This window comes from Larkinella sp. VNQ87, from assembly GCF_049445795.1.
In the GTDB taxonomy this organism is placed as follows: domain Bacteria; phylum Bacteroidota; class Bacteroidia; order Cytophagales; family Spirosomataceae; genus Larkinella.
Window position 1 is genome coordinate 145,388 of the sequence record NZ_JBMSDT010000001.1, and the last position, 20,944, is coordinate 166,331.

The 20,944-nt window shown below is 46.7% G+C and carries 12 protein-coding genes and 3 pseudogenes; 3 read left to right on the plus strand and 12 right to left on the minus strand.

The genetic code is table 11. The features are described from left to right. Positions 1 to 273 precede the first annotated feature (273 nt). Positions 274 to 2,136: a DEAD/DEAH box helicase gene (locus tag ACO2Q8_RS00650; RefSeq protein WP_423342839.1), complete on the plus strand. Its 1,863-nt coding sequence runs from the start codon at positions 274 to 276 to the stop codon at positions 2,134 to 2,136. A 94-nt stretch (positions 2,137 to 2,230) separates the two neighbouring features. Here the strand turns inward: ACO2Q8_RS00650 and ACO2Q8_RS00655 are convergent, their stop codons facing one another. From ACO2Q8_RS00655 to apaG, 4 genes are all read right to left on the minus strand, one after another. Then, positions 2,231 to 4,387, minus strand: coding sequence for an ATP-binding protein (locus ACO2Q8_RS00655; protein ID WP_423342840.1), 2,157 nt, complete (start codon positions 4,385 to 4,387; stop codon positions 2,231 to 2,233). 77 nt (positions 4,388 to 4,464) lie between these two features. Next, positions 4,465 to 5,844: a hypothetical protein gene (locus ACO2Q8_RS00660; RefSeq protein ID WP_423342841.1), complete on the minus strand. Its 1,380-nt coding sequence runs from the start codon at positions 5,842 to 5,844 to the stop codon at positions 4,465 to 4,467. A gap of 68 nt (positions 5,845 to 5,912) precedes the next feature. Further along, positions 5,913 to 6,686: an O-methyltransferase gene (locus ACO2Q8_RS00665; protein ID WP_423342842.1), complete on the minus strand. Its 774-nt coding sequence runs from the start codon at positions 6,684 to 6,686 to the stop codon at positions 5,913 to 5,915. Between the two features lie 41 nt (positions 6,687 to 6,727). After that, positions 6,728 to 7,114 carry a Co2+/Mg2+ efflux protein ApaG gene (gene apaG, locus ACO2Q8_RS00670; protein ID WP_423342843.1) on the minus strand — a complete coding sequence of 129 codons (387 nt, stop codon included), beginning with the start codon at positions 7,112 to 7,114 and terminating at the stop codon, positions 6,728 to 6,730. 178 nt (positions 7,115 to 7,292) lie between these two features. On the opposite strand from apaG, the gene ung reads away from it, so the two are divergent. After that, positions 7,293 to 7,958 (plus strand): uracil-DNA glycosylase, encoded by a 666-nt coding sequence (gene ung, locus ACO2Q8_RS00675; RefSeq protein ID WP_423342844.1) that lies wholly within the window; start codon positions 7,293 to 7,295, stop codon positions 7,956 to 7,958. A gap of 73 nt (positions 7,959 to 8,031) precedes the next feature. Here ung and ACO2Q8_RS00680 read toward each other — a convergent pair whose 3' ends face one another. The 4 genes and pseudogenes from ACO2Q8_RS00680 to ACO2Q8_RS00695 all read right to left on the minus strand — a co-directional run bounded on the left by ACO2Q8_RS00680 (position 8,032) and on the right by ACO2Q8_RS00695 (position 16,473). Then, a complete protein-coding gene (locus ACO2Q8_RS00680) occupies positions 8,032 to 9,669 on the minus strand; it encodes a hypothetical protein (protein WP_423342845.1) in 1,638 nt (545 codons plus the stop codon). A 117-nt stretch (positions 9,670 to 9,786) separates the two neighbouring features. Continuing rightward, positions 9,787 to 10,524, minus strand: a pseudogene (locus tag ACO2Q8_RS00685) (IS982 family transposase); the annotation flags it as partial. A gap of 122 nt (positions 10,525 to 10,646) precedes the next feature. Further along, a pseudogene (locus ACO2Q8_RS00690) lies at positions 10,647 to 11,652 on the minus strand (IS481 family transposase). Positions 11,653 to 12,180: 528 nt separating this feature from the next. Then, complete coding sequence (locus tag ACO2Q8_RS00695; RefSeq protein WP_423342846.1) at positions 12,181 to 16,473, minus strand: CBM35 domain-containing protein; 4,293 nt, start codon at positions 16,471 to 16,473, stop codon at positions 12,181 to 12,183. A gap of 508 nt (positions 16,474 to 16,981) precedes the next feature. On the opposite strand from ACO2Q8_RS00695, the pseudogene ACO2Q8_RS00700 reads away from it, so the two are divergent. Beyond that, positions 16,982 to 17,095, plus strand: a pseudogene (locus ACO2Q8_RS00700) (uracil-DNA glycosylase); the annotation flags it as partial. A gap of 20 nt (positions 17,096 to 17,115) precedes the next feature. On the opposite strand, the gene lepB reads toward ACO2Q8_RS00700, so the two are convergent. The 4 genes from lepB to ACO2Q8_RS00720 form a co-directional block, all read right to left on the minus strand. Continuing rightward, positions 17,116 to 18,270: a signal peptidase I gene (lepB, locus tag ACO2Q8_RS00705; protein ID WP_423342847.1), complete on the minus strand. Its 1,155-nt coding sequence runs from the start codon at positions 18,268 to 18,270 to the stop codon at positions 17,116 to 17,118. Positions 18,271 to 18,378: 108 nt separating this feature from the next. After that, positions 18,379 to 19,101 (minus strand): 4-hydroxy-tetrahydrodipicolinate reductase, encoded by a 723-nt coding sequence (dapB, locus tag ACO2Q8_RS00710; RefSeq protein WP_423342848.1) that lies wholly within the window; start codon positions 19,099 to 19,101, stop codon positions 18,379 to 18,381. A 159-nt stretch (positions 19,102 to 19,260) separates the two neighbouring features. Continuing rightward, positions 19,261 to 19,917 (minus strand): DUF5683 domain-containing protein, encoded by a 657-nt coding sequence (locus tag ACO2Q8_RS00715; protein ID WP_423342849.1) that lies wholly within the window; start codon positions 19,915 to 19,917, stop codon positions 19,261 to 19,263. Positions 19,918 to 20,023: 106 nt separating this feature from the next. Further along, positions 20,024 to 20,941 (minus strand): ParB/RepB/Spo0J family partition protein, encoded by a 918-nt coding sequence (locus tag ACO2Q8_RS00720; RefSeq protein ID WP_423342850.1) that lies wholly within the window; start codon positions 20,939 to 20,941, stop codon positions 20,024 to 20,026. Positions 20,942 to 20,944 lie beyond the last annotated feature (3 nt).

Consider the following 20,944-nt stretch of genomic DNA (forward strand, 5'->3'; position numbering starts at 1 on the left):
TTCATGAGCTTTTTTCTAGTACCGCAGAGCAGCACGGATGTCAACCGGAAAGGGGTTTAAACATTCGTTGGGCGCATCTGTTGGGGCAATCGCATTCGTGACACACGTCACTTTGGGCTAAGCTGGGCATTTTCGGGGGTTCCTTCACGACTGTATTTCAAACACACAAACGTATCGTTCACTGATTTTGGTAATCAGACTGCATGGCCGCGCAGAACGAGCACTCCTGCCGATAAACGCTTGTAGTAGTTCATTTTAAAACTCTTACAAGTTATGACTCCTGAGATCATGGAACAGGAAACGAGTACCAAACCGGCAACTCCGCAACGGACGTTTGCTGATCTGAATGTATCAGACGACATTTTACAGGCTGTCACCGAAATGGGCTTCGAGCATCCCTCGCCCATTCAGGCCGAAGCCATCCCGCCCATTCTGGACGGCCGCGACGTAATTGGTCAGGCGCAGACGGGAACCGGGAAAACCGCAGCGTTTGGCATCCCGGCCATCGAGATGATCGATGTAACCGAGCGTCATCCGCAAGTGCTGGTGCTTTGTCCGACCCGCGAGCTGGCGCTCCAGGTGGCCGACGAAGTCCGGAAATTATCGAAATTCAAACGCGGTATTCGCGTGGAAGCCATCTACGGAGGTGATTCCATCGATCGCCAGATCAAGTCGCTCAAAACCGGGGTTCACATCGTGATCGGTACGCCGGGCCGCGTCATGGACCACATGGAGCGTCGCACGCTGAAACTGGACAACGTCAGAATGATGATTCTGGACGAAGCCGACGAAATGCTCGACATGGGTTTCCGCGAAGACATCGAGGGTATTCTGGAAGAGATGCCTGAAGAACGCCAGACAATTCTGTTCTCGGCCACGATGTCGAAACCGATCATGGCCATCACGCAGCGGTTCCAGAAAGACCCGGTGCTGGTGAAAGTGGTGAAAAACGAACTGACCAACCACAACATCGAACAGGTATACTTCGAGGTAAAACCGAAGGCCAAAGTGGAGGTAATGTGCCGATTGATCGACACCTACAACCTGAAATTGTTGCTCGTTTTCTGTAACCAGAAAAAACGGGTCGACGAAATCGTGGAAGACTTGCAAGTTCGTGGTTATCAGGCCGAAGGCTTGCACGGTGATCTCCGTCAGGCGCAACGGAACAACGTCATGTCGAAATTCCGGTCGGGTGTAACCAACATTCTGGTGGCTACCGACGTAGCCGCCCGGGGGATCGACGTAGACAATGTGGATGCAGTTATCAACTACGACATTCCGCTCGACGAAGAATATTACGTCCACCGGATTGGCCGGACAGGCCGCGCCGGAAAGTCCGGCAAAGCGTTTTCGCTGGTTGGTCGCGACGAAAAATACCGGTTCCGCGAAATCCAGAACTACACCAAGGTTCGGGTGGAGAAAGGTGTGATTCCGTCGTTCGAAGACATCGTTGGCTTACGAAAAGCCCGGTTTATCGAGCAGGTAAAAGAAACCATCGAATCCAGCTCCGATCTGAATCTTTACGATGACCTGCTGACGGCGTTGCACCACGCCGGTTTTTCGACCGAGCAAATTGTGGCGGCACTGGTCAAACGCGGTATGGGCATCGAGAAAAACGAGTTCTCTGACCAGAATCTGGGCCACGACGACGACCGTCGGGAACGCCGGGAAGGCTCAGGCCGCTTCGGTGACCGTGACCGCGGTGGACGCGAAAGTTCCGGTCGCTTTGGTGATCGGGGTGGACGTGAATCTTCAGGCCGGTTTGGCGAGCGGGGTAACCGGGGCGAAAGCCGGTTTGGTGACCGCGATCGTGGGCCGCGTTTCGGTGGCCGTGACGACCGGGGCGGTGAACCTCGCCGGTTTGACCGGGATGAGCAACGCGCTCCCCGCGAGCGGGAAGCCAACATGACCCGCCTATTCGTCAGCGTGGGCCGTCGGGACTTCATCCGTCCGGGCGACATCGTCGGCGCCATTGCCGGAGAAGCCAACATTCCGGGCAGCAGCATCGGTCACATCGACATTTTCGACAAGCACACCTACGTCGACGTTCCGCGTGATGTAGCCAACCGGGTCGTGGATGCGATGGAAGGAAATACGATTAAAGGGAAACGGGTTCAGATTGAAATTGCCCGGTAATCCGACTTTGAATCAGCATAAAAAAACCGCCCTTGAAGCAAGGGCGGTTTTTTACTTTTTGGTGGGTTCGCAACCAAACCGATGATGCCGTAGTTTAGTTCTGTTGAGGCAGTTCAATGATAAACTCCGTCCCCTGCGCTTCCCGGCTAGTGACTTGCAAGGAACCCTGATGACCTTTGGTCACAATGTCGTAACTGAGTGATAGGCCCAGGCCCGTTCCTTCACCGGTGGGTTTAGTCGTAAAAAAGGGCTGAAAAATCTTCCCCCTCACGGATTCGGCAATGCCAATGCCGTTGTCGGCTACGCGAATCTCGACCACTCGGCGGTTGGACGGCCCGGTTTTTTGGCACGTGTCCACCCAAACGGTGGGTGTATAATCCGCGGACCTCGCCTTGCGCTGTTCAGTTATGGCATAGAACGCATTGGAAAGCAGATTCAGAAGCACCCGCCCAATCTCCGCCGGTACAACTTCCACCTTGCCCAGGGTTGGGTCAAAGTCGGTGACTACTTCACACCGGAAGTCCTTGTCTTTCGTCCGTTGTCCCTGGTAAGCCAGACGCAGGTATTCATTGGCCAGGGCGTTTAGATCCGTCGGCTGACGTTCGCCAGTCGTCGCTCGGCTATGTTCCAGCATTCCTTTGACAATGCGGCTGGCCCGGCTGCCGTGGTGATGAATTTTTTGCAGGTTTTGACTCAAATCATCAGCAATAGCCCGAACCTCCGCCGTTTCGCCCCGCTCCAACTCAGCCTTCAGCTCTTCGACCAGTTCAGCGCTGACTTCCGAGAAATTATTGACAAAGTTCAGGGGGTTTTGAATTTCATGGGCGATACCCGCCGTTAACTCGCCCAAGCCAGCTAATTTCTCTTTCTGAATGAGTTGGGCTTGAGAGGCCTTTAATTCGGCAGTACGGGCTTCTACCTGCTGTTCGAGCCGTTGATTTTCGGTCGCCAGTATTAATCGTTTTTCCTCGGTAATTTGCACCAGCGCATCCGCTTTTTTGCGAACATCGGCTAAAATCTCCCTGAACCGCAGGGCAATATAAACGACGAACGAAAACGGAAAAGCAAGCGAAATTACGGAGAAAAGTAGATTAAAGTTGAATGGCAATTGAACAAAGGTGAACACAGCAAACACCGCAGCCGCCACAATACTAACCAATGCGCCAACTACAATCGCCCATTGGGCTCCCCGCAATCGTTTCCAGGAGGATAGCAGCAGGTAAGCGATAAAGGCTTGCTGCATCAGGTTGGCCATTGAAATAACGGCATCCCCGCCTACGTACATATCCACCGCAGCGCCCGCAATCGCTACGATGATTAACCCATAAAACCATTTTCGCCGGACTCGATAGCCGAAAATAGTCATTAAGATCAGGAGGATAAATACAATTGTCAGCCAGAGCGACAGAGTGATTATAGCAACTTTTCCATAATGAACCGGAAAGGAAGAGCTTCTATACAGCAGCAGACGCCCCAGGTTGGATATCGTGGCAAAGGTCCCTGCAACGCCCAACAGTTGTAAGGTGGTTTTTTCGTAGAAATTTAACCAGGAGAGCAACCAGAAACCGATCGTCACCAGAAGCCATATACCAAACCAGAGGCTTACATACCCTACATTTTCCCGGATGGAGTTCAACAAAAGCTGGGGATACTGCGGCCCGGTAAGCTGCAGGAGCCGGATCGTACTCGAAAGCGCTTCTGACTGTAGTTTCCGACCGGGATACTGCGGAAAGGCAGATACGTAATCCACCACATGGATAGCCAGCAAATGGTTTTTTTCTGGTATGAACGGAATAGGGATGGCAGGCTGATGAACATAATAATGCGCCTGATACGGTTTTCCGTTTGCCCCAGTATTCCCAAAAGAAGCTACCCAACGCCCATCCAGGTAGACATCCGCAGCAGCCCAGCTCCCGTTGCGGAGCCCTAATGCCATTCCTCTCCAAGTCGAATCGAGCTGAATGTTGAGTCGAAACCATCCTTCCACCTTCCCCTGTTCATCAGCGTTGCGGACAGACAGGTCAGCGGGTTTAAAAGCGCGCCAGGTTGCGGAACTGGTACCGGGGTTAGCCCAGGCGGGATTATGGCCTGCCGAAAAGAGCCAGCCATTGAGCTCCGCCAGATTTACTAACTGACCCGAGCTGAGCCTGGTCGTGTCCAGCACCAGGCGTGTATCCTGAGCCCCGGCGGAAGACCAGTACATCCAGCCCAAAACTCCCGACAACAGACAACGGAGGAAAGACCGGGGCATAGGAGATATAGGGATTGATCAATTAATCAATTCAATTCATTCAGCCGTTTATCCCCTCATTTCTCTGCACTAACTAGCTATTCTTCCAAATAATACCCAAAAATAATGCCCATTTCATCCTCGCTGGTCAGGCCGAAATAGACGGTTTTATCAGTCGTATTGTTGTAAGTTATCTCCGAAACCAGCGCTTCGCCTTTCGCCAGCGGAATAGGCGTTTTATACGTAATAATTTCGGGATGGTCCCAGTTGGTGGAGGTATAGATGATCTCGCCATCCCGGCTTCCTCCTTTTATGCGGATCACGAATTTTTCGGCCAGTTTATGCGTATGCGAAGTTAACACCAGCACTTTGATGGGCTTGGACATAGTGAACGTTTTGGTCAGCGTTACCCGCGTTTTGGCCGGAATCGTCAGATTTGTGTTGTTGAAATCCATTGTTTTGACCACGTTCTTTACCTTTGCCGGATCGACGGTGTACAGATTCAGATACACCTCGCCCGTCATTGAACTGCCAGTTTTATTCACGTAGTGGGAATTCATATCCATAGTCGCATTCGCGGGAATGGGCAAAGCGGTCCCTTCCGGAAAACTATAGTCGACATAGGGCGACTGGACACCAATAAAAAAGACGTGATTTTGCATCATTAGCGCCGTCGCCAGATTTAAGGTATTGTCAGCATTGCGCAAATCCCGAACCTGGTTTAATACAGGCAGATTCTGATCCGTCCGAAAGCTGTGGAGGGCAAAATGGTGGCTATTGGGACGCATCTTCACTTCATAGCGACTGACATATACGTCCTGGGTATTGCCAATCGCTTTTCGGACAAACAGCTCCCGTTCAAAATTCGGCGCGACCGTAAAAGGGTCCAGCCGCATCTGAAAACCCTGGCCGGGGCCCGGTGCTTTGAGCGCTTCAAACGCTTCCGATGGCACCCCACTCGGAGTTTTATCATCCAGCAGCGTCGAATCGACGACACTCCCGGTTTCGGGTGCCCCAGCTTCGATCCAGCGCCGGACAAATTCGATCTGCCCCACCGTCAGCGGATCTTTCCCCAGCGGCATCGGGTTCCCATAATTGGCTCCGCTGTGGTGGCCGGCCGCCGTATTTAACTTGTGATACAACAGACTTTCCAACGCGGCAAAGGGCTTTACCCGAAGCAGCCCGGCGGCTTTGGCGTTGCTGTTGGTGGAAGCGACGCCAACCAGATTTTTATAAGTTAACCCACTGGTCAGCAATAACCGGTGCTGGTTGAAGGTCGGATCCGTTTCAGACGAATGGCAACCGGAGGTAGCGCAGGTAGGCGTCAGAATCCGGCGTTGCAACTGCTCAAAGCTGCTGGCCACCACCGGCGTTGGCTCTTCCGGCTGATCGGATGATTTCTGGCAGGATGTGATTAAAATACCCAACCCCACGGCCCCCAATAGATTCCTTACTGAACGTTGGAAGAGATGTTTCATAAAACGGCGACGGTCAACCTAGTATTGAAAACGCGCAAAAGGCAGTATTATTTCTGACTTCCAACGACTTAAAAACGCAGGATAAAATCCTGTTTGGGTTGCTGGCTACGGAAAAATACCAGCCCCACATAAAACAAGTCAATCGTAACCGTTACGGCCGGATGGGCTTTGATCTGCTCCCAGGCCTGTTCCATTTCGTCGGACCAGTGAATATCGTCAAAAACGAAACAAGAATCGTTATGAATTTTGGAAAGCGCAATTTCAAAATACCGCATCGTGGGTTCGTAGCGATGGTTGGCGTCGAAAAACGCGAAATCGATCCGTTCCACGGTTTTCAGACGATCTGTCAACGTTTCATCCAGATTCCCGGTGATGATTTCAATGTTCGAACGGTTCAACTTCTGAAAGTTGTTGCTGGCAACGGCCGCCGTTTGCGGGCACCCTTCGAACGTCAGCAATTGGGCCTGGGGGGCGGCTGCGGCTTCATAGAGCGTGGTAATCCCCAACGAGGTTCCCAGGTCCAGAATGAGTTTGGCATCGAGCCGTTGGATCAACCGGTACAGCAAGCGCCCAAACCGAGCCGGTTTTTGTGAATTTTTTGCAATATCCCGAATCGCCCGTTCGCGGGAAGCGTTGATACGCGAACCCGCCCCAAAGTCGGTAATCCGGATGATCCGACGATCGTTTAATAACTCCCGCTGCAATGCTCGGATGGGGCCAAAAGCCGGTTCGTCGGGGTTATCGGCTCGAATAAGGTAGGTGTAGAGATCAAAGACAAAAGGCGAATGCAGGGAATGCGCATCGCGGGCCTTCAGAAGATACGTCAGATAAGCGCGAATCAAGTAACCAAAAACCGCTACGGCGGATCGTTAATAAAACTGATTTAATTCAACCGGAACGGCACGACCATCATAAACTCCGGAATATTGACCCTGAATTGTTTGCCATCGACAATGCGTTCCATCAGATACGTCCCGCTCATTTTGCCCAGACTCGACCGCAGGTTGCAGCCCGACACATATTCGTGCGTTTCGCCCGGCTCCAAAACCGGTTGCTGCCCGACCACTCCGGCTCCTTCCACTTCGCGGGCCATACCGTAGCCATCGTAAATCAGCCAGTGGCGACGCAGCAATTGCACCGTCGACGGTCCTCCGTTTTCGATGGTAATCCGGTACGTAAACACGTAATGGGCCTGCATGGGGCTGGAGTATTCGGGCTGGTATTCAGTCATGACGCTGACTTTTACGCCTTCGGTAATTGCCGATATCATTCGATTGACTTGTTGTTTAACAACCTTTAAACGAAAATTAATTTCAAGAGTTTATAAATCCAACAAGGCTCAAAAATAATTTTAGCTTTCCTCTATTTTTGCCACCACGACAAATAACGTGCCGGTTCCGACTGGTTTCGGTATCGTCTTTGAACCCATACACCCAATATCCATCCTGATGAAGGTCGTTATTGAACCCTCCTGGCAGCAACGGCTGCACGCTGAATTTGAAAAACCGTATTTTCAGAACCTGGTCGAATTTGTGCGAACCGAATACACAACGCAACGGTGTTACCCGCCGGGCAAGCTGATTTTCAACGCTTTCGATAAATGTCCGTTCGACCAGACAAAGGTCGTAATCCTGGGGCAAGACCCTTACCACGGTGAGGGGCAGGCCAACGGATTGGCCTTCTCAGTCAATGAGGGCATTCCGAAACCGCCTTCGCTGGTCAACATTTTCAAAGAGATCCAGGACGATCTGGGAACGCCCGTTCCCCGGTCCGGCAACCTCGAACGCTGGGCAGTTCAGGGCGTGTTACTGCTCAACGCCACGCTGACGGTTCGGGCCAATCAGGCGGGTTCGCATCAGAACAAAGGCTGGGAAACCTTCACGGATGCCGTCATTCAGCACTTGTCCAACGAAAAAGAGAACCTCGTTTTTCTGCTTTGGGGTGCTTATGCCCAGAAAAAAGGAGCGGTTATCGACAGCTACAAGCACCTGATTCTGAAAGCCAAACACCCCTCACCGATGGCGGCCAATTACGGTGGCTGGTTCGGCACCAAACACTTCAGCCAGACGAATGTGTATTTGAAAAGTAAAGGATTGAAGGAAATTGAGTGGTGATATCATTGAATTCAGTTTATGATCTCGGAAATTGAAACCCTTTGACCCTGTATTTACCACTGTTTAGCTTGAATCAGAACTTTTGGGTAGAATAATGGGATAACCATTTAAGCCGATCATTACGAATATAAACCTGGACTCCTGATTGACTACTGACTAATTTATAGTTGCAGGATATAAATCTATCTAACTCAGGGACAGTTTGATGTACAACCTCATTAGGGTTTATAAAAAAATCATTTGCTTTTACTTCGTCTATAAATACAGCAGGACGATTGCGCTCCATATCATGAACAAATTGATGGCGATAATAAGCAATCAATTGAGGATCATGAATAGCACCCAATGAGTTTGTTATCATACAACGGATTGAGTGATTTTGGCGGGTCCCTTGCCTTAAACCGGTAAAAACATGATATGTCAAATTCCATCCCCATACGACTAAACAATCAGTGGATTTTGTATATTTTTTAATCAAATTAACAATATTTTTATTACATAAAGGAGGTCGAAGCGTATTAAAATTTTGATTTTCTTTATCCATTTTAAGCAGACACGTTATTATTAAACTAAAACATAATCCTATCATTATTAATTTAGAATTCAATTTCTGATAAAATTCACTTTTATTTGAATATAGGATGATATTCAAAAAATACGCTGTAAGTAAGATAATTGGAAAAAGTGAGTACAATAAATAATGTTCAAATACATATCCGGTTCTAGCAATTACTCCTATTGAAACTACAATATTTAAAATTAAAAATCTTAGAACATTCAAATCAATGGTATATTTCAACTTATACTTTAGAATAAGCCGTGCTCCTATCAACCATATCAGTGTGTTGATTAGCAAGAAAAACAAATAATCGTAAGATGACTTGAACATTAATTTGATAAACATTTTTACTGTGTCTGCAGAATTATAATGGTTTAAGTTTGTCCGAATATACATTACAAAGAAATCAGTTAATAAGTCATTCACGTACAAGTAAAATAGTAGTGAACCTATTACCGTCAGCAAGCCGGAACCAAGAGCTATAATTAATGAAATTTTACAACCAAATAATTTATTATGTTTGACCAAGCAAATTATACTATAAAATAAGTATAGAAAAGCAATGGGGCCACCCTGTAATTTTGCTAATGGAATTAAACAACAAAGTACAGCTAGTAGGTAATAAGTCCATGATAGCGACTTGTCCGAAGTATAAATTAATGTCAAAAGATAAATTGCTATAGTCATTAAAGTTACAGAAGGCAACTCGCTTGCAAAATGATTAAAGTCTTTATGATTAGTAAAGAAAAAAAAGCTGTAGATAATTAGTAAGCTTAAATAGGCTACTTTATAGTTAAAAAACATTCGCACTGTATTATAAGTCATAAATAAACATATACAAATAAACCCTAGAGCGGCTATATGGAGAGTAGTGTAATTAAATGGAAAACCTATATATTTAATAAGTAGAATTAGAAAGCTATTTATTGGACCACTTGTTGTACCGTCTACTGAAGACCAAAAAACCGGATCATACTCTAAAGTAATGGCCTGCGTTAACATCTGACTTTCATCAGGATTGATTTGTCCATTATATTGCAGAAAGGGCAGTTTTTTATATGAAATTAACATTAGCAATGACATACCCATAATCCTTTCATACCAAGACGAATAGTTTTTGTTAGCGAATTTCATGTAAGATTTGTTTTCCATTCGATTAGAACTTGTTACTCTAAAATTACAAATTTTGTACACACAAATATACGATTAAAATTATTCTATCTATCTTTTTCGGAATATCTATTCAAACGTGAACTATGAGATTATACTTCATGCCGCCAGCACCCAACCCGGTTCGCCTGTTTGCAACAGCCGATCACTGATATTAATTGCTTCAACAGGCTTACGTTCATAAAATGAATAGGCGACCAGCGCTGCATAAACATTGACAAAGGCATTGTGAGCAGACCGATGGCGGCTGTGCTCCAAATTGCAAACGGTCTTAGTCTGGCCAATAACGGTTTCGATCAGGCTCCGTTTTTTAGCCCAACGCCGGGCGGCAAGGGGCAACTCCACAGGCTGACTGCCCCGGCGTGGTTTAGCCACAAAGAAGACCTGGCCCTGGTGTTCAACAAAGGTTTGTTTTTCCATATTGAGCAGATAGCCCTTATCCCCAAAGACCCAACCTACCCCATCGTTGGTGAGTTGAAAGAGTACTTTCGGGTTGGTATCATGGGGGCTGCCATCCCTGATGCGGACGTGAATTAACTGCCCTAACGGATTGATTAACAAGTGAACTTTGAGTCCAAAGAACCAGCCCACGGAGGTTTCTCCCCAAGCGGCAAAGCCGCTCAAGGTGCGATGCTGGTGGACTCTAGGATGACAAGCCGCCAGCGGGGTAGAATCAATGTAGTAAATACCGGTGCGCAAACTGCGTTGACAGCGGTAGGCCAGATAAACCATGAGCGGGATGAGTGTGCGAGGAATCAGAGCCACAAAGCGGTCATAGCTAACCAGGTCCGGGAAATCGCGGTGGAGATCCTGACACACATGGCGGGTGTAATAGCTGACTATACCGATGATACTGAGCCGTATGCGCCGATGCAAACTGGGCCACTGTGTATAAGGGTGTACTCTTAACTTTCTTGTTTAACAACGTTACGTTTTTCTTCTCTAATTTTAGTACAATATTAATCAATGGTTTCAATAGGTCTTCGGCCCCTATTGCGGTAGCCTAAATGGGGTCGCTCAGTATTGTAAAAAATTAGCCACTCATCCAGGTCAGCCTGCAATTGATCGAGCGTTAAGTAGACATTTTGCCGAAAGGCAACTTTGATAAATTCCTCCAACACCGTGCGATGAAATCGTTCGACAAAGCCATTGGTCTGCGGACTACGAACCTTGGTCGTCCGATGTTTAATCTCGTTTAATTCTAAGTAGATTTGAAAGGCATGCGCGTCGGTGCCGCAGTATTCCCGGCCATTGTCGGTCAAAATAGTCTTGACTTCTATTTTTTTGCTTTTGTAGAAGGGCAAAACATCATTGTGCAAGACGGCAACGGCGGCTTCAGGCTGCTTGGAAGTGTGTAGAAAGCCGAATCCATAGCTACCAAATGTATCGACCACCGAGTGTAGATAAATTTTACCTACGACTTTAATGCTACCGATCTGGCAAATGTCCTGACTCAGTAACTCCCCGGGTGCCGATGATTCCACATGGCGTTCCTTGTACTGTGGCCGGGCCGCCGGTGCGGTTCAATTTTTCCAGTAAAGCGGTTTGCTCTGGATTCAGTTCAAGTCCTTCCTGGGCATGCTTTCTTTCCAGAGTCAGCCAGCGATCGTAGCGACTGCCTAATCCGTTTTTATTCAACAGTTCCTGAATCGTGACGCTGCTGACTCGCTTGCCTTCGGCCATCAGCAGCGCTTCCAGCCGATTACACCCCCAGGCAGGATGCTCCAAAGCCAGTTCTTTGATACGGTCGACGACTTCAGGAAGGGTTGTAAAAGGATGTGATTTAGCGATCGGTGGCAAATCTTTGAGTCCCTCGATGCCCTGCTCGATGAAACGCTTTTTGTATTCGTAGAACATGGTTCGCGTCATGCCTTTGCGTTTACAGGCTTCCGACACACTTCCTAGCGCTTGAGCCAGTTCCAGCACACTCAAACGGTGATGAGCTAATTTTTCTTCGGCTTTCATCTTGCTTGTTTTTGTCTAAGTTAATAAAACAAAAAACGTTAAGCAAGAAAGTTAAGAATACAAGTTATTGCCAAATACGATCCGGAAAAAGAACGGATTCGAGAACAATCGTACTATTGGGATAAGAAACTCGATGCCTTAAAGAAAAAAGCAAAAACCTAGTTTTGTGCTATTTTTAACGCCTTTCCAAATGTAGCGTATCTATAGGACCATTACAGCTTTAAAAGTGAAAGTTACTTCATCTTTTAATCATAACCCGTGTCCGAATTTTGGGGAGGACTTCACTATTCCTTTTATTAACCTTTGACACAGTTTCGCGAGCAGTCTCCGGAACGCTTTTCGAGAGCACCTCAATCTGAAGATGGTAAAAGCTTTTCACTAGCAAAAAAATTGGGCTCTTTACAGACTGATTCGCCCACCAACAAACAGGATATTAAAGCACATAAACGAGCTATTTTCAGATTTAATCGCCACTACCTAATTGAAATTAGGTAGTGGCGATAACAGGAGATCAAAAGTTATAAGCGCCTAATTAATTAAGATTACGTGAAGGGCGTTTCCCTTAAGTAGAACATCAACTGATGTTCCATCATTTAAATTTATGCTTATATTTTGTGTCGCATTTGGCTGACAGTAAGGATCAAATGCCCATACGGTTTTTTTGTTATTAACAGGATTACGAAGTATCATAGCCATTGGCTTATAATCGGCCGCATGATGCAGGATGGCTGTTCCATCTGATGGAGCGTTTCTTACAGTACCATTTAATGAATAAGTAGCATATTCCCACTCTGGTGTTGTTGTGCCTAGCCAATCTAACACTCGTTGAGCTTTAATTCGTCCGTGATATGTCGCATCGAATCCTACCAAAGGGGTTAAAGGAGCAACACCAGCTTCATTTGAGGAGACATATGGGAAATTATTCGAACTTCCGGGATCAGGTAGCCACGTTGCTGGATATAATGCACTGGTAGAAATTTTATTTCGATCATTTCCAGTCAATGGAAGATTATGAAAGTAAACCACTCCTTTCCCGCGAGTCATTGCATCAAACGCAAATACTTCTGCTGAGATTAAACTGCACGTACTATGAGAAGTTTGCCGTACTCTTCCAGCTGGATTAGTTGTCTCATGTTCCCATTCATACGAGTTGTGACCACTTGAAGCGTCTCCATTCAAACTTCCACCATCTGGATTCTCCCGAAGGGGCCAGAGATATCCGATTGGTTTATTGTTAGGGTCCTGTTTTAGCATGACATCTATTTCATGCATTTTAACATAGATAGCATCGATTTCATTTACATTCATAGGATAATATTGAACCAATTGCTCAACTCCTATGCTGCTTAAGCTTTTACCATCATGATTAATATAGAAAGGATCTATACTTCCATTTGGTCTAGTTCTTGCCTGCTGCTGGCTTTGATAGCGACGAATGTAATTATTAAAATCAACTGGATTACGGGCCCCGCCACCTTCAGGTTGAAAATTATATGTGAATGCCTTATAACGGAGAGAGCCAGCTCCGTAATTTCCAAAAGTGCGACCAGAAGGATTTTTTTGTTTAAACCGTTCATGATACCCCAAATATCCCTTGCTCGTCCCTCTCACATAGTCATCACCTTCCTCAAGTTGATCAATAAGCCACCCGAAATTATCATATCCTGCATAGTCCTGAGCCGCTACTCCTTGCTCGTAAGTAGGATTTCCATCTAAATATACTTTATTTAATAATGTAGAATTCTGAAGACTCTGTTTGAAATTAGTAGAAACAGGGTATGCCAAACGTTCGTTCATTGGCACATTTTGACCTTTAATTTGAGCGCGGTGGATGATGTTCCATCCGTGAGTATGGTAGTCGTCTAGGCTTGCAGTACCATCTAACGCGTCACCCCCAAAAACTTTTCCAACAGGTAAAGTCAAAGCAGGTGTACTTCGCAAAGCTTCAGCATTCCAATTATTAGATCGTACAAACCAGCTTTGATACAATGGTAACAGTGTTCCTTTTCCATTACTAATTATTTGATCACCTATAAAAGGTGTTCCTGTATCATAAGTGTTAATTATTTGTTGATGCCAGCTTTTGATCCATTGTGAATCTTGACTACCCTGTTTCCACAAATCGTCAACCCGCTGATACCCTAAAGTTGGATACGATTTTGTGATAAGCTTATCGACTACGTATTTTGCATTTACAGGAAGTTCATAATTACTTAAGGCATTTCCTACGTAAACGTCGTTAATAAAATACAAAGTATTGTATCCGCCAACGCTGTAGTTTGAAACATCGCTTATACTTATAAACCCATTCTGTACACCAGATTTGACGATATCAAACTGGTCACGTCGCGTTCCAGCCCTTCCCATATCTCCATAACCAGTCGATGAGCATCCGCTGACATTTAGACTTACAGAAGCGCTTAGATTACATCCAGCTTTGGAAGCCATTACCACATAAGTGTAAGTCCCATTGCTACCAGGGACACTTGTTGTCACGTTTTGTCCAGGCAGGCTAATCCCATTGCCACTCCAACTGTAACTAACCCCGCTACAATCACCGCCACTACAACCAGCACTTAAATTTATTGAGGCACCACAGCCAGGTGTCGCATTATTCACACTAGCCGTTGGAGTAAATGAACAATTGGTAGAGGTCCCTCCACTTAAACAAATTTTGTCGAAGCAGATGATTCCACCATCAGCTCCACTACTCAACCCAATCGTATGACTACCACCTGTTAGCGTAATATTTCCTACGGATTTATCCTGATAAGAACTGGTCTGAGGAAAAACAACCGCTTGAGCTACCCCATCAATGAACACACTACCAGTAACTTGCTTCTCAGGGGCTCTGTAGTGAACTGACAGGCCATAAGTGCCTGCTGACGCAAGGGTAATATTCTGATATCGTATCTCATGTTGGTTCCCCGAACACACTTCTGCAAAAGAAGTGCAGTCGGATTGAGGGCTAGTTGTACAATCGCTCAAGGTTACCGTAGTTGTAGCTGTTTGATTAGTACATCCAGCTTTGGAAGCCATTACCACATAAGTGTAAGTCCCATTGCTACCAGGGACACTTGTTGTCACATTTTGTCCAGGCAGGCTAATCCCATTGCCACTCCAACTGTAACTAACCCCGCTACAATCACCGCCACTACAACCAGCACTTAAATTTATTGAGGCACCACAGCCAGGTGTCGCATTATTCACACTAGCCGTTGGAGTAAATGAACAATTGGTAGAGGTCCCTCCACTTAAACAAATTTTGTCGAAGCAGATGATTCCACCATCAGCTCCACTACTCAACCCAATCGTATGACTACCACCTGTTAGCGTAATATTTCCTACGGATTTATCCTGATAAGAACTGGTCTGAGGAAAAACAACCGCTTGAGCTACCCCATCAATGAACACACTACCAGTAACTTGCTTCTCAGGGGCTCTGTAGTGAACTGACAGGCCATAAGTGCCTGCTGACGCAAGGGTAATATTCTGATATCGTATCTCATGTTGGTTCCCCGAACACACTTCTGCAAAAGAAGTGCAGTCGGATTGAGGGCTAGTTGTACAATCGCTCAAGGTTACCGTAGTTGTAGCTGTTTGATTAGTACATCCAGCTTTGGAAGCCATTACCACATAAGTGTAAGTCCCATTGCTACCAGGGACACTTGTTGTCACATTTTGTCCAGGCAGGCTAATCCCATTGCCACTCCAACTGTAACTAACCCCGCTACAATCACCGCCACTACAACCAGCACTTAAATTTATTGAGGCACCACAACCAGGTGTCGCATTATTCACACTAGCCGTTGGAGTAAATGAACAATTCAAATTTGTATCTAAATTGCTCACAATCTGAATACGATCTTGGGCAAATCTACCACTACCACCTTGAATACGGATGATATTAGGACCACTGTTTAGTAGTATAGTAGTTGCGTAGTTTTTTAAAACCCCATCGGATGAAGGAAATGAAAACGGATAAGAAATTCCATTTACAATAATATTACCGGTTGAAGGGCTAATGCTTTTATAACTTAATATAAGTGCATACAACCCCGATAAAGGCACAGCATTCGCACCCGTCAAGATATAATCAAGGTAATCATTTGATGATGAATACCCCCAGCGAACTTGGTTGTTTGAAGTTCCCGGGTCAGTATTAATTGTTCCAGTGCCAGTTGCATACTCCGATTCTAATGATACTGAAAAACTTTCAGTTAGTCTCGCACTTGAGGCATTGGCATTATTTTTTGATTTTATACAAAAGTTTACTTTTTCTTCAAATAAGCTCTGATTAGTGGCTTGGCCGTGACTTCGCAGCAATCGAAAACAATTATCTGGAGAAGGAGCTGTAAAATACCCTCTTAAGTGATAATTAATTTCCGTGCTGTTGGGATAAGTCAGTTCACCTCTAATTGTTTCTCCGAGATCTCCACTTGTAATCTGAAAGCCTGTGGGTACTATCATTTTGATGGTATATGCGTTCGACCCCGGCAGAAAATACATTAGACTTGAGCTGAATTTTATCAAATTTAAAGTAACTGTTAATTCAACTTCCTCTCCTACTTCCGGCTGAAGCTTGTTGGAATATATCTTAAATCGAATTGGATCAGCGCCTTTAATAGTCTTGTTTTTAACAGTAACTACATTTTTGTTCGATTTGGCACGCTTTTTACCACTGATAACCTTACTGCGTTTATAAAATTTGTTATCTGTCTTGGTGTTACCTGATATTGATTCACTGAAAACAATTGTTACTAATAACAAGGTTACAATGAATCTACTAAAGCATCTTGAAAAAAGGTGAGAATATGACATAGTTGTATAAATTTAGTTGTACAACTAAATTTATAGCTGCTTTGTAAATTCCAAATACCTTGCTGCTATTTTCTACTATTTTCGTTTAAATAACTTGAGTAAATATAAACCCCCATTTTTATAATTCTTACCTAAATGATACAAATAGACTAATTAGTAACTTTAGATTAATTAATATTTTGAATAAACTTTTTATTTAAAGTTTGCCAATAGAATATATATATTTGGATATTAAATCCATTTTCTCTGGGTTTAGATGTAAACTTTTTCTTAAAAGTTACCAGTAAATGGTAAAGTATCGTATTTAGCTTTTCACAACGTGAAAGAGAATGAAATTGACCTGATTCAATGATAGTTAAATTGTTTCTATCAGCCACCAACAACAAATAAGTGCAAACGCCATACAAATCGCCCGTGAATACGTATCAACAAAGCCTCTTTTACAGCTGGAAATAGAAGTACGCGCGATAAGCCGAGAGTAGCATTAACTAATTTAGATCATACAACGGCCAAACACCCCTCACCGATGGCGGCCAATTACAGTGGCTGGTTCGGCACCAAACACTTCAGCCAAGCCAACGATTATTTGAAAAGCAAAGGCTTGCCAGAAATTGAGTGGTAACGTACCCGTACCCACGGACTTTAGTCCGTGGGTACGGGTACGTCAATAATCCGGAACAGGCGGTTCCAGCGGATTTTGTTCAGGACGCTTTCCGGATTCGGGTCGATCGACATCCAGATGAAAACCGCCTTACCGACAATGTGATCGGCGGGCACAAAACCCCAGTAACGCGAATCAGCCGAATTGTGCCGGTTATCGCCCATCATGAAGTAATAGTCCTGTTTGAAGGTATACGAAGTGATTGCTTTGCCGTCAATTTTGATGGATTTCTCGGCCAGTTCCACCTTTTCGTTGTTTTCGTATTTCTGAATAACCGGGCCGTACAGCGCAATGTTCTTCTCGTCCAGTTGGATCGTGACGCCTTCCTTCGGCACCGTGATCGGCCCATAGTTATCGACGTTCCAGGGAAACAACGGCGACTGCGGATAGACCGGCTGGAAGGGGTTCACGGAGCCTTTGGGCGTATTGATCACTTCCAGGCCCTGCACAAAATCCTGTTGCTTTAACAAAGCTGCGGTTTCGGGGGTCGTATGAATCCGGTAGCCCGACGCATCGTTGGCGGCAATCGTATCATTAAACGTTTCGGTGGTTTGCTCAAAATCCGTAATGTCGTAGCGTTTGAACACCTTGGCGCTAATGACGGAGTTGGTTTTCAAAAAATACTCGGTTTCCGATTTGACCGGGTCCGGAAAAGCCTGATTATTGACAAATACCTTCCGGTCCCGGATCTCCACCACATCGCCCGGCGTACCAATACACCGTTTGATGTAGTTGGTTTTCAAATCCGTCGGGTAGTCTTCGGGCGGGTAATTGAACACGACCACATCGCCTGACTTGACCGACGAAAAACCGGGTAGCCGGTATTGCGGCAACTGAATCCAGTCGAGGTACGACGGGATTTCGGTTCCCCAGATTTTCTGGTGCGTCAGCGGCACCTGTAACGGCGTTTTTGGCGTCCGGGTGCCATAATGCAGTTTACTGACAAACAGAAAATCGCCCACCAGCAGGCTCTTCTCCATCGATGGGGTCGGAATGGTAAATGCTTCCATGAAGAGCCACCGGATCAGGGTAGCCGCCACCACGGCAAACACAATGGAATCAAGCCATTCCCGAAAGGGTGATTTATGCTTTCCGGCCCGCTTCGCGGTGGTTTCCTGATTTTTTACTACTGACATTTTTCAGAAAATAATGAATAACGAATATTGAATAACGAATATCGAGCCAATCCGGCACACTTTCAATTTTTCGTTATTCGATATTCATGATTCGATGTTCGTTATTTTTTAATTTAACTCCCCCAACAGATCTTCCATCCCGAAAACGCCCTGGCGACCAGCCAGCCACTCCCCGGCGACAACCGCGCCCAGAGCAAATCCCTGGCGGCTGTGGGCGACGTGGCTGATTTCAATCGTATCCACGTCCGAATCATACCGAACCACGTGGGTTCCCGGCACGGTGCCCTCGCGCAGTGACTCGATCACGACGGCATCCGACTCTTCGGCGGTTTCGTTGATCCAGCGGTTTTTCGTCGGTAATTCATCGATGATACCTTCAGCCAGGGTGATAGCCGTACCGCTCGGGGCATCCTTCTTTTCGGTATGGTGAACCTCTGTCATCGAAACCCGGTATGATGGATAACTCTTCATAAACCGCGCCAGCACTTTGTTCAACCGGAAAAACAGGTTGACACCAATGCTGTAATTCGATGCGTAGAAAAAAGCCCCCTGCGTTTCCCGACAAAGCGCTTCGATTTCGGCGCGATGGGTCAGCCAGCCCGTGGTGCCGCAAACAACCGGCCAGCCCCGTTTCAGGCACGTCCGGAGGTTGTCAACGGCCGATTCCGGCGAACTGAACTCAATGGCTACGTCGACATCCGACGGTTTTAACGCATCCAGATCGGCCCGGTTGTGCAGATCGATCCGGCCCGCAATCGCATGTCCCCGATCCAATGCAATCTGCTCGATGGTTTTGCCCATCTTGCCGTAGCCGAATAAGAGTATTTTCATTCCAACTATGTTTATGATTCAGGGTGTATGGTTTATAGTCCGTTACGGATTAGCGGTTTTTGAAACTAAAGCTGTTTACGATCTTACATTTCCTGCTGAATTTCCACCCAGAAGCCTCAGACAGCTATACCATAAACGATAAAGTCCCCCCTATTTTTTTTATTTAAACGTAAAAGCCAGCCGCACCCCCGGCACCGGCACCGTTCCGATCACCGGCATCAGCAGATGGGGTTTTACGTTCAGCGTCAGGTCTTCGGAAATGTCGAACGTCTTGAGGTGCGCCGTTACGTTGGCTTCAATCACATTGACACCCCACAACAGCGCCATGCCCAGAAAATTGTAATCCCGGTACCGGGCCGATGACCGGGCGGCCCGTTCCAGCCGATCCACTCCGATTTTACCCGAATAGCCGGGCACCTCGATTTGTTTATCTGTGCTGTTAAACGCCAGAATACCGTATTTTCGAAAAAACCGATAATCCTCCGAATAGCGATTGGCAAAATAAGCCAGCGTCCCAAAACCGGCGTATATGATGGGAACTTTCCACCAGTGCCCGTTGTAAATCTGCCCCAAACCCGGCACGAGGGCCGACCGGATCGTGGCTTTCCTGGGAACGATTTTCCGTATGCGGGCATTCTGTTTCGGCGTCAGGGCGACGGTATCCAGAAGTTGACCATTCCCGACCGAATCCGGACGAATGGGAATTGTCTGAACCACCGGAACCGAATCGCGTACAGTGGTTGCCGGATTTTGCCCGGCGGCTTTTCCGCCCAGCATAACTGTCATGGCTACCCACACGTACGTTCTCCACTTCATTCGTTTCGTACTCTGTATTCGTTGCATCCTTTTCGGTGTGTTGTCTCGCTATATACTAACGATAGAACCCCGACGGGCGAACCGAATTCCAGGAAATTAACATTTTTTAAGCCTTGTAATTCAGCACTTCCAGGATGCGGTTCATTTCATCCTGCGAACCGAACGGAATTTTGATCTCGCCCTTGTGCTTGTCGTCGGCCTTGATCGATACCTTCGTACCGAACATCGACGACAACTTAAATTGCAGCCCCCGGATCTCCTGCTTGAACGGCGTGGCCCGGCGTTCGGGTTCCGCTTCGGGCGCGGTCGCAAGGCTCCGGACGGCTTCTTCTACCCGCCGAACCGACCAATCCTCTTCAATAATTTTGTTGAATAGCTTGATCTGGATATCCGGGTTATCGACGTTGATGATGGCCCGGGCGTGGCCCATCGAAATTTTCGTATCGCGCAGGGCGGCTTGAATCACCGGCGGTAGTTTCAGCAACCGAATGTAGTTATTGACCGTTGTGCGGTTTTTACCCACCCGGGCGCCGAGTTCTTCCTGTTTCAGGCTGCATTCGGTGATAAGCCGCTGGTAGCTCAGGGCAATCTCGATCGAGTTCAGGTTTTCGCGCTGAATGTTCTCGATCAGCGCCATTTCCAGCATTTGCTGGTCGTTGGCCTGCCGTACAAACGCCGGTACGTGGGTTAATCCAATGAGTTTGGAGGCCTGCAACCGCCGTTCTCCGGCAATCAACTGGTATTGGTCGCGGCCCAATTGCCGGACCGTAATCGGCTGAATGATTCCCTGTACCCGAATCGACTCGGCGAGTTCCATCAGCGCTTCTTCATCAAACCGGGACCGTGGCTGAAAAGGGTTGGTTTCAACGTGGTTAACGCTGATTTCAGTCATTGTCGAGATCGACTCATACGGCGACGGCTTGCTGGGTCGGTTCACCTGGTCGCTGTCGTGCAATAAGGCTCCTAATCCTCTGCCCAGACCTACCATTTTTTTCGGATTACTTTTTGCGTTCGTATTCTCCATGAC

Coding starts and splice junctions, on each gene's coding strand:
- ACO2Q8_RS00650 (WP_423342839.1), top strand. CDS start 274: ATGACTCCTGAGATCATGGAACAGGAAACGAGTACCAAACCGGCAACT.
- ACO2Q8_RS00655 (WP_423342840.1), bottom strand. CDS start 4,387: ATGCCCCGGTCTTTCCTCCGTTGTCTGTTGTCGGGAGTTTTGGGCTGG.
- ACO2Q8_RS00660 (WP_423342841.1), bottom strand. CDS start 5,844: ATGAAACATCTCTTCCAACGTTCAGTAAGGAATCTATTGGGGGCCGTG.
- apaG (WP_423342843.1), bottom strand. CDS start 7,114: ATGATATCGGCAATTACCGAAGGCGTAAAAGTCAGCGTCATGACTGAA.
- ung (WP_423342844.1), top strand. CDS start 7,293: ATGAAGGTCGTTATTGAACCCTCCTGGCAGCAACGGCTGCACGCTGAA.
- ACO2Q8_RS00680 (WP_423342845.1), bottom strand. CDS start 9,669: ATGGAAAACAAATCTTACATGAAATTCGCTAACAAAAACTATTCGTCT.
- ACO2Q8_RS00695 (WP_423342846.1), bottom strand. CDS start 16,473: ATGTCATATTCTCACCTTTTTTCAAGATGCTTTAGTAGATTCATTGTA.
- lepB (WP_423342847.1), bottom strand. CDS start 18,270: ATGTCAGTAGTAAAAAATCAGGAAACCACCGCGAAGCGGGCCGGAAAG.
- dapB (WP_423342848.1), bottom strand. CDS start 19,101: ATGAAAATACTCTTATTCGGCTACGGCAAGATGGGCAAAACCATCGAG.
- ACO2Q8_RS00715 (WP_423342849.1), bottom strand. CDS start 19,917: ATGAAGTGGAGAACGTACGTGTGGGTAGCCATGACAGTTATGCTGGGC.
- ACO2Q8_RS00720 (WP_423342850.1), bottom strand. CDS start 20,941: ATGGAGAATACGAACGCAAAAAGTAATCCGAAAAAAATGGTAGGTCTG.